At 74.6% G+C, this 7,462-nt stretch carries 8 protein-coding genes; 4 read left to right on the forward strand and 4 right to left on the reverse strand.

Translation table 11 applies throughout. The features are described from left to right. The coding region (locus GSF22_RS27825) for a GntR family transcriptional regulator (protein ID WP_208816703.1) at positions 1-767 on the reverse strand (767 nt) is incomplete at its 3' end. A gap of 115 nt (positions 768-882) precedes the next feature. Then, positions 883-1,752 (reverse strand): PAC2 family protein, encoded by an 870-nt coding sequence (locus tag GSF22_RS27830; protein WP_208816704.1) that lies wholly within the window; start codon positions 1,750-1,752, stop codon positions 883-885. Positions 1,753-1,979: 227 nt separating this feature from the next. Here GSF22_RS27830 and GSF22_RS27835 point away from each other — a divergent pair, with 227 nt between their 5' ends. After that, positions 1,980-2,873, forward strand: coding sequence for a phosphotransferase family protein (locus GSF22_RS27835; RefSeq protein ID WP_208816705.1), 894 nt, complete (start codon positions 1,980-1,982; stop codon positions 2,871-2,873). 31 nt (positions 2,874-2,904) lie between these two features. Here the strand turns inward: GSF22_RS27835 and GSF22_RS27840 are convergent, their stop codons facing one another. After that, positions 2,905-3,426, reverse strand: coding sequence for an NUDIX domain-containing protein (locus tag GSF22_RS27840; RefSeq protein ID WP_208816706.1), 522 nt, complete (start codon positions 3,424-3,426; stop codon positions 2,905-2,907). Positions 3,427-3,540: 114 nt separating this feature from the next. Further along, positions 3,541-3,957 (reverse strand): YchJ family protein, encoded by a 417-nt coding sequence (locus GSF22_RS27845; RefSeq protein WP_307804384.1) that lies wholly within the window; start codon positions 3,955-3,957, stop codon positions 3,541-3,543. A gap of 25 nt (positions 3,958-3,982) precedes the next feature. On the opposite strand from GSF22_RS27845, the gene GSF22_RS27850 reads away from it, so the two are divergent. From GSF22_RS27850 to GSF22_RS35865, 3 genes are all read left to right on the forward strand, one after another. Further along, positions 3,983-5,269, forward strand: a complete 1,287-nt coding sequence (locus GSF22_RS27850) for a lycopene cyclase family protein (protein ID WP_208816707.1) — start codon at positions 3,983-3,985, stop codon at positions 5,267-5,269. 9 nt (positions 5,270-5,278) lie between these two features. Next, positions 5,279-5,761, forward strand: coding sequence for a ribonuclease HI (gene rnhA, locus GSF22_RS27855; protein ID WP_208816708.1), 483 nt, complete (start codon positions 5,279-5,281; stop codon positions 5,759-5,761). A 333-nt stretch (positions 5,762-6,094) separates the two neighbouring features. Further along, positions 6,095-7,462, forward strand: a 1,368-nt coding sequence (locus GSF22_RS35865; protein WP_208816709.1) for a GAF domain-containing SpoIIE family protein phosphatase, incomplete at its 3' end; no start/stop codon positions are given.

A 7,462-nucleotide genomic window follows, 5' to 3' on the forward strand; every position in this document is an offset into this window, starting at 1 on the left:
GGGTCCGGGTCGGGGGTCGGCGCGGGGACCTTGTACTCCTCGGTCAGCGTGGTCATCGGGCCGGGCCAGGTCGCCTGGGCCACCTCGATCGGCCGGCGGGCCGCGTCGTAGGCCACGTGCAGCAGGTGCAGTACCGGGGTGTCGGGGCGGATCTGGAGCATCTCCGCCTCCTCCCGGCTGGGCTGGCGGGCGCTGAGCTGGTCGGTGGCGGTGACGTACCGGCGCCCGATCGCCTCTTCGGCCTCCTGGTAGAGCGGTCGGCCGAACGCCTCGGCCCGCTCCAGGGAGGTGCCGGCGGCGTCGGCGGGCCGGAACCACGAGGCGCCGATCTCCACCGGCACCTCCTCGGTGCGGACCAGGTGCCGGCGGACCAGTAGTTCGGTGCCGTCCGGTACCCCGAACGCGTCGGCCACCTCGGGTGGCGCGGGGGCCCGCCCGACGGCGGTCAGCTGCTGCCGGTACCGGGCGGCCAGGTCGGCGTGGTAGCCGCGGAACCCGCCGTAGCGGCCCCGGGAGAGCCGGTTGAGCCGGCGCCGGGTGCCGCGTACGTAGGTACCGGAGCCCGGCTTGGTGATCAGGATGCCCTCGACCCGCAGCTGGTCGATGGCGCGTTGGACGGTCTGCTTGGCCACCCCGAACATCTCCGCGATGGCCGGGATGGACGGCAGCCGTTCGCCGGGGGCCCAGTCGCCCCGCCGGACCCGGGCGTGCAACTGCGCGGCGATCTGCCGGTGCGGGAACTCGGCCGCCCCGGGGTTGATCTGCATCCTCGTCTCCTCACCACAGCTAGGTTCCTAGGACAGGTGCGGTACCGTCGCCGGTACGGCGGGGTGCCCTCCCGGGGGCATCCGAGCCCACCGGGAACACCCCGCCGCGACTGCTCTACCAGGAGCCGGCGGTCGGGCCGGCCGACCCGCCCCGACGGCGCAGGTACTTCTCGAACTCCTGGGCGATCTCGTCGCCGGTCAACGGCTGGATGCCGGCGTCACCGACCCGTTCCTCCAGCTCGCGCACGTACTCGCCCAGCTCGGCGTCCTGCTCGGCGGCGGTCCGGACCCGCTGCTCCCACTCGGCGGCCTCCTCGGCCAGGTCGGCCATCGGTACCGGCAGGTCCAGCACCTCCTCGACCCGGTGCAGCAGGGCCAGGGTCGCCTTCGGGCAGGGCGGGTTGTTCGCGTAGTGCGGTACGTGCACCCAGAACGAGACGGCGTCCACCTCGGCCCGGGTGCAGGCGTCGTGCAGCACCCCGACGATCCCGGTCGGACCGTCGTAGCGGGTCGGGGTGAGCTGGTAACGCTGGGCGGCCTCGGCGTCCGACGCGCTGCCGCTGATCGGCAGTGGCCGGGTGTACGGCACGTCGGCCAGCAGTGCGCCGAGCAGTACCACCCGGTTCACCTCCAGGCTGTGGCAGACCTCCAGCACCTGCTCGCAGAAGGTGCGCCAGCGCATGCTCGGCTCGATGCCCCGGATGAGCACCACGTCCCGTTCGGTGCCCTCCGGGCTGGCCACCATGAACCGGGTGGTGGGCCACTCGACGCGGCGGGTGGCGCCCTCGGCCATGGTGATGGTGGGCCGGCTGACCTGGAAGTCGTAGAAGTCCTCCGGGTCCAGCTCGGCCACCTGGCGGGCCTGCCACACCTGTTCCAGGTGCTCCACCGCGGCGGTGGAGGCGTCGGCGGCGTCGTTCCAGCCCTCGAAGGCCGCGATGGCCACCGGAGAGCGCAGCACGGGCAGGCCGTCGAAGTCGGTCACGCCGTCACCTCGCCATGCTCGTGCCCTGCCGTGGCGGCCGGACCGGCGTCCGCCCGCGCGCCGTGCCCCGTGGTGGCGTCCCTGTTGTCCCTCACATCGTCAGCCTACGTGTCGGTAGCGGATGCGGCCCGTCGGCCGCGCCGGATCCGGGCGGGCGGCCCGGCTCGGCCCGGAACTGGCCGTGGACCGACGGTTACGGAAGTATCCGGTAACCGGAGGTGGCCGACATGTCAGAACTGCCCCACGGAGTGGCCCGGCTCGCGGCCGAGCGGGGACTGACCGGGTTGACGCCGATCGGCGGTGGCCTGGAGTTCCGGGTGTTCCGGGCGGTGACGCCGCAGGGGACGGCGGTGGCCCTGCGGACCGCCGCCGGCCACCGCTTCCAGGCCAACGCCAACGACCCCGAGGTGGACACCCGGGCGTTGCTCACCTGGGAGCACACGGTGACGTCGCACCTGGCCGGCCACGGTATCCCGGTCGCCGCGCCCCGGGAGCTGGCCCTCGGCGACCCGGACGTGTCGGTCAGCGACTTCGTCGACGACGACGGGCAGGGCCCCGAGCCGTACCGGCTAGGCAGCCTGCTACGGCGGTTGCACGGGGTGCCGCCACCGGCCGCCCGCCCGGTGGCCCACGAGGGACTGCCGACCGGCCGGCTGGTGCCGCGACGCATCGCACGGCGGTGGCGGGAGGTGGCCGCGCGGGTACCCGACCTGCCGGCGCCCCCACCGGTGGACCGGCTCGCGGCGGCGGTCGCCGGCCGGCCGCAGGACCGGCTGCTGCACCTCGACGTGCGGGCCGCGAACCTGCGCTGCGTCGACGGTCGGGTGCACGCGCTGCTCGACTGGTCGAACGCCCTGATCGGTGATCCGGCGCTGGAACTGGGCCGGCTGGCGGAGTTCGCGCTGCTGCCGGAGAACGGCATCGACGTCGAGGCGGTGTCCAGCGGGTACGGCGACGGGGTTCCGGTCGGATCGGCGGCAGCCTGGACCTACCGTCTGGACGCCGCGGTGATGCTGGCGGTGGTGTTCCTCTCCGAGGCGCCCGACCCGGTGCGCGGCCCCCGGGCGGTCGACCGGTTACGGGAGGTCCACGACCGGTGGCTGCACCGGACCCGGCGGTGAGGACCGGTCGGGCGACCGCCGGGCGGCGTGGTCAGTGCCGGTCGTCGCGGACGGTGGCCAGGAACTCGGCGAGCACCTGGGTGTGGGTGGAGAAGGCCAGTTCGGTCGGCTCGGTGACGACCAGCCACTCGGTGGCCTCCGCGGTGGGCGCCGAGGCGGGCAGTTCGTCGGCCCGCTGCGGCGGCAGCACCCCGAAGATCAGGATGGCCCCACCGTGCGGTGCGCTGTGCACCGCGAACAGCTGCACCTGCTCGGCCGGGCCGGTCAGGCCGGTCTCCTCCCACAGCTCCCGGACCAGCGCGTCCCGCCAGTCCTCGCCGTGCTCGATGAAGCCGCCGGGCAGGGCGAGCTGCCCCCGGGCCGGCTCGATGTCCCGGCGCTGCACCACCACCCCGGTACCCGAGCCGGTCAGCACCGGGAGGATCGCCACGGCGACGGGGAGCGGGTTGCGCCAGGTGGTCTGGTCACAGGAGGAGCAGACGCGGGGCCAGCCGGCCGTGCCGGGGTAGGCGCCGCCGCAGTACGAACAGTGGGAGTGGAGTTCGCCGGTCACGCCGCAGCACGATACCGCCGCGACGACGGTCCGCCGTCGGCCGCCACGCCGCCGGGCGGCGCGGAGGTGAGGACTTTTCGGCCCGGTGCGGTCCGGTCAGTCCGACAGTTCCGGTCAGTCCGACAGTGTCCCGTCGACGTACACCCACTGCCCGTCCAGGCGCGCGAAACGGCTGCGCTCGTGCAGCATGCCCGGCTGCCCCCGGTCGCGGTAGTGGGCCCGGAACTCGACGGTGCCGGCGGTGTCGAACAGGCCACCCCGGTCGGTGTCGAGGATCTCCAGCCGGGTCCAGCGCTGCTGCGCGTCGAGTGTGAGCCGCGCCGGGCGGCCGGTCGGGTGCCAGGTCCGCAGCAGGTGGGCGGTGTCCCCGACGGCGTACGCGCTGAACCGGGACCGCATCAGCGCCTCGGCCGTCGGCGCGCTGGTCGCGCCCCGGTGCAGCGGGCCGCAGCACTCCCGGTACGCCGGGCCGTGACCGCACGGGCAGGGCCGGGCCGGATCGTCGGTCCGTCGCACGTTCCGCTTCGCCACCCGCCCATTCTGGTCCAACCGAAGGATGTGGCACCGTGGCGGGGTGCAGAACTCCGGACCGGTCGACGTCGACCTCGCCCTGGTCGGTGGGGGCGGTGCCGCCTCCCTGGTGCTGGCCGCCCTGGACCGGCACGGCGTCGACGGTCTGCGGATCGCGGTGGTGGACCCGGTGCACCGGCGGGGGCAGGACCGCACCTGGGCGTTCTGGGACCGGCCCGGCAACGACCTGGACCCGCTGCTGAGCGCGAGCTGGCGGCAGGTGGAGGTGACCACCGGTACCGGGCGCCGGGTGCTGGACCTGAGCCCGTTGCGGTACGCCATGCTCCGCTCCGCGCCGGTGTACGCGCGTGCCGCCGAGGCGGAACGGCGACTCGGGGTCCGGCGGGTGTCCGCCGGGGTGCGGTCCCTCGACGACGACGGGGACCGGGTCGTCATCGGGTGTGCCGGTCCCGACGGCGGGCCGCTGCGCGCCTCCTGGGTGCTGGACTCCCGGCCCTGCCCACCGGTACGCCCCGGCCGGACCACCTGGTTGCAGCACTTCCGGGGCTGGTGGGTCGAGTCCGACCGGCCCGCCTTCGACCCGGACCGGGCGGTCCTGATGGACTTCCGGACCCCGCAGCCCGCCCGGGGCGTCTCGTTCGGCTACGTGCTGCCCGTCGACGACCGGTACGCGTTGATCGAGTACACCGAGTTCTCGCCGACGTTGCTGAGCGGTCGGCAGTACGACGAGGCGCTCGGCCGGTACCGCGACCTGCTGGGCCTGGACCCGGCGCGGCTGCGGGTGCGGGAGGTGGAGAACGGGGTGATCCCGATGACCGACGCGCCGTTCGCGCGCCGCCCGTCCCCCCGGGTGGTCCGTCTCGGTACGGCCGGCGGGGCCACCCGCCCGTCCACCGGGTTCACCTTCGCCGCCATGTACCGGCAGGCCGACCAGGTGGCACGGGCGCTGGCCGAGGGGCGGGCGCCGGTGCCGGCGCCCGCCTACCCCGGCCGGCACCGGTGGATGGACGCGGTCGCGCTGCGTGCCCTGGACCGGGGCCTGGTCGGCGGGCCGGAGTTCTTCGCGCGGCTGTTCGACCGCAACCCGGCCGAGCGGGTGCTGCGTTTCCTCGACGGTGCCACCACGCCCGCCGAGGATCTGGCGGTGATGCGTTCGACCAGCCTGCTGCCGATGGTCGCGGCGACCGCCGGGGACGCGGTCGGCCGGCTCCGGGGGCGGCTGCGCCGGTCCGCCGTACCCGTCGGGGCCACTCCGGCCCCGGTCACCGGTTCCGGCGTGGACCCCGCGCCGGGCGACGCGGGCGACCGGTAGGTTGCCGGCATGGCGGAGACATCGACCGCTCGGGTCGTGCAGGTCTGGACCGACGGGGCGTGCAGTGGCAATCCCGGTCCCGGCGGATGGGGAGCGGTCCTGCGCTGGGGGCCGCACGAGCGGGAACTCTCCGGGGGAGAGGCGGGCCCGACCACCAACAACCGGATGGAACTGATGGCCGCCATCCGGGCGCTGGAGAGCCTGACCCGGTCGGTCACCGTGCAGGTGCACACCGACAGCACCTACCTGCGTAACGGCATCACCGGCTGGCTGGCCGGGTGGAAGCGCAACGGGTGGCTGACCGCTGCCCGGCAACCGGTCAAGAACGCCGACCTGTGGCAGCGGCTGGAGGCCGCCTGTGCGCCGCACCAGATCTCCTGGCACTGGGTCAAGGGACACAGCGGCCACCCGGAGAACGAGCGCGCCGACGCCCTGGCCAACCAGGGGCTGGCGGCGGTCCGGGCCGAACCGGCCGGGACAGCCACCCGCTGAGCCGACCGGCGCGGGAACTGCCGGCGAGCTGACCGGTCACCTCCTACGGCGCACACGGATGGTCACCGACCGGCGGTCGGTGCCGTACCGCCCGCTCGGGTCGCGCGAGCCGGCTCCGCCGGTCGGCGTGCCCGGAGCGCCGGGCTGGTGTCCCGACCCGGCAGGCTGGCCCCGGGCGTACGCCGATTCCTCCGACAGAGTCGTATGCCCTGCTCAGGTCAGGGTTTCGGAGCCGCTGACCGAGGGCTGCCGGCGTCGTCGGGCAAACCGGTCGGGTGGCGGCGGGGAACACCTGTTCGGCAATCTTGGGCAGATAGTGAGATGGTGGGGGACGTGGTTAGCCGACAGGAACGCCTGGAGAGCGGGGTACGGCCGGTTACGGAGGGTTCCCGGGAGGGCGCTCCGACTGCGCCTGCACCGGAGCCGCCCACCAGTCTGACCCCGCAGTTCTGGCGGGACATGCTGGAGGGCGTGGACGAGGCGGTGCTCGCCCTGGACGAGAAGGGTGTGCTGCGCGCCGCCAACGCGGTGGCCACCCGGATGCTGCCGCAGTTGCGGCTGGGTGAGGTGGTGCTCACACCCGAGCCGCTCGCCGAGGCGCTGCGGGCCGCCCGCGCCACCTTCGACGTCGACCATGACGAGCACCGGTTGCGGGGGCGGCGGGTCTCCGTGGGGCCGCTCACCGTCTGGTACGTGCGGGATGTCACCGAGCAGGTCATCCGGACCGACGCCCTGCTGGCCGAGCGGTGGCGCTCGGCGTTCCTCGCCGAGGCGAGCCGGCGGCTCAGCGCCTCCCTGCACGGTGACCGTACCGCCCGTACCGCCGTCGCCCTGGCCGTGCCGGCGCTCGGCGACTGCGCCCTGATCGTGCTGCCGGGGCCGCGTAACAGCGTGCGCTGGTTCCGCTACTCGGGTGAGGACGGCGAGCCGGCGTCGGGTCGGCTGCCTGCGGAGCACCTCGCCGCGGTGCCGGCACTCGGTGAGGCGCTGACCGGCCTGGAGTCCGACGACGACCCGCGCCTGCCCGACCAGCTCACCGAGACCGACTGGATGCTCCCGGACGGTTTCGGCCGGCCCGGGTCGGCGGTGCTCGTCCCGCTGCCCGGCCACGGCCGACCGGTCGGGGCGCTGGCGGTGGTCCGGGGCACCGGCCGGGCCGGTTTCGAACCGGTCGAAACGCACCTCATCCGGCAGTTCGCCGGCCGGGCCGGTACCGCCCTGGCGGTGGCCGCGCTCTACGCCGAGCAGGCCCACACCGCCGACGTGCTCCAGAGCAGCCTGATGCCCCCCACCCTGCCCGAGGTCCCCGGGGTGCAACTGGGCGCGGTCTACCGGTCCGCCCGGGAGCGCCTGCGCATCGGCGGTGACTTCTACGACGTGTACCCGGCCCGGGGCGCCACCGGACCTGCCGACTCGTGGCGGTTCGTGCTCGGCGACGTCTGCGGCAAGGGGGTGGAGGCTGCCGTGCAGACCGGGCGGGTACGGCAGGCGATGCGGGCCCTGAGCCTGGTGGAGCCGGAGCCGCTGGGTCTGCTCCGGCTGCTCAACGAGTCGATCCTGAGCAGCGGGGACGGACAGTTCACCACCATGGTGCTCGGCCGGATCGAGCCCCGGCCGGACGGTGTCGCGCTGCACGTCGCCTCCGGCGGGCACCCGGCCCCGATCGTGCTGCGCGCCGACGGCACGGTCGAGACCGTGCAG

The organism is Micromonospora echinofusca (assembly GCF_017614955.1).
GTDB lineage: Bacteria > Actinomycetota > Actinomycetes > Mycobacteriales > Micromonosporaceae > Micromonospora > Micromonospora echinofusca_A.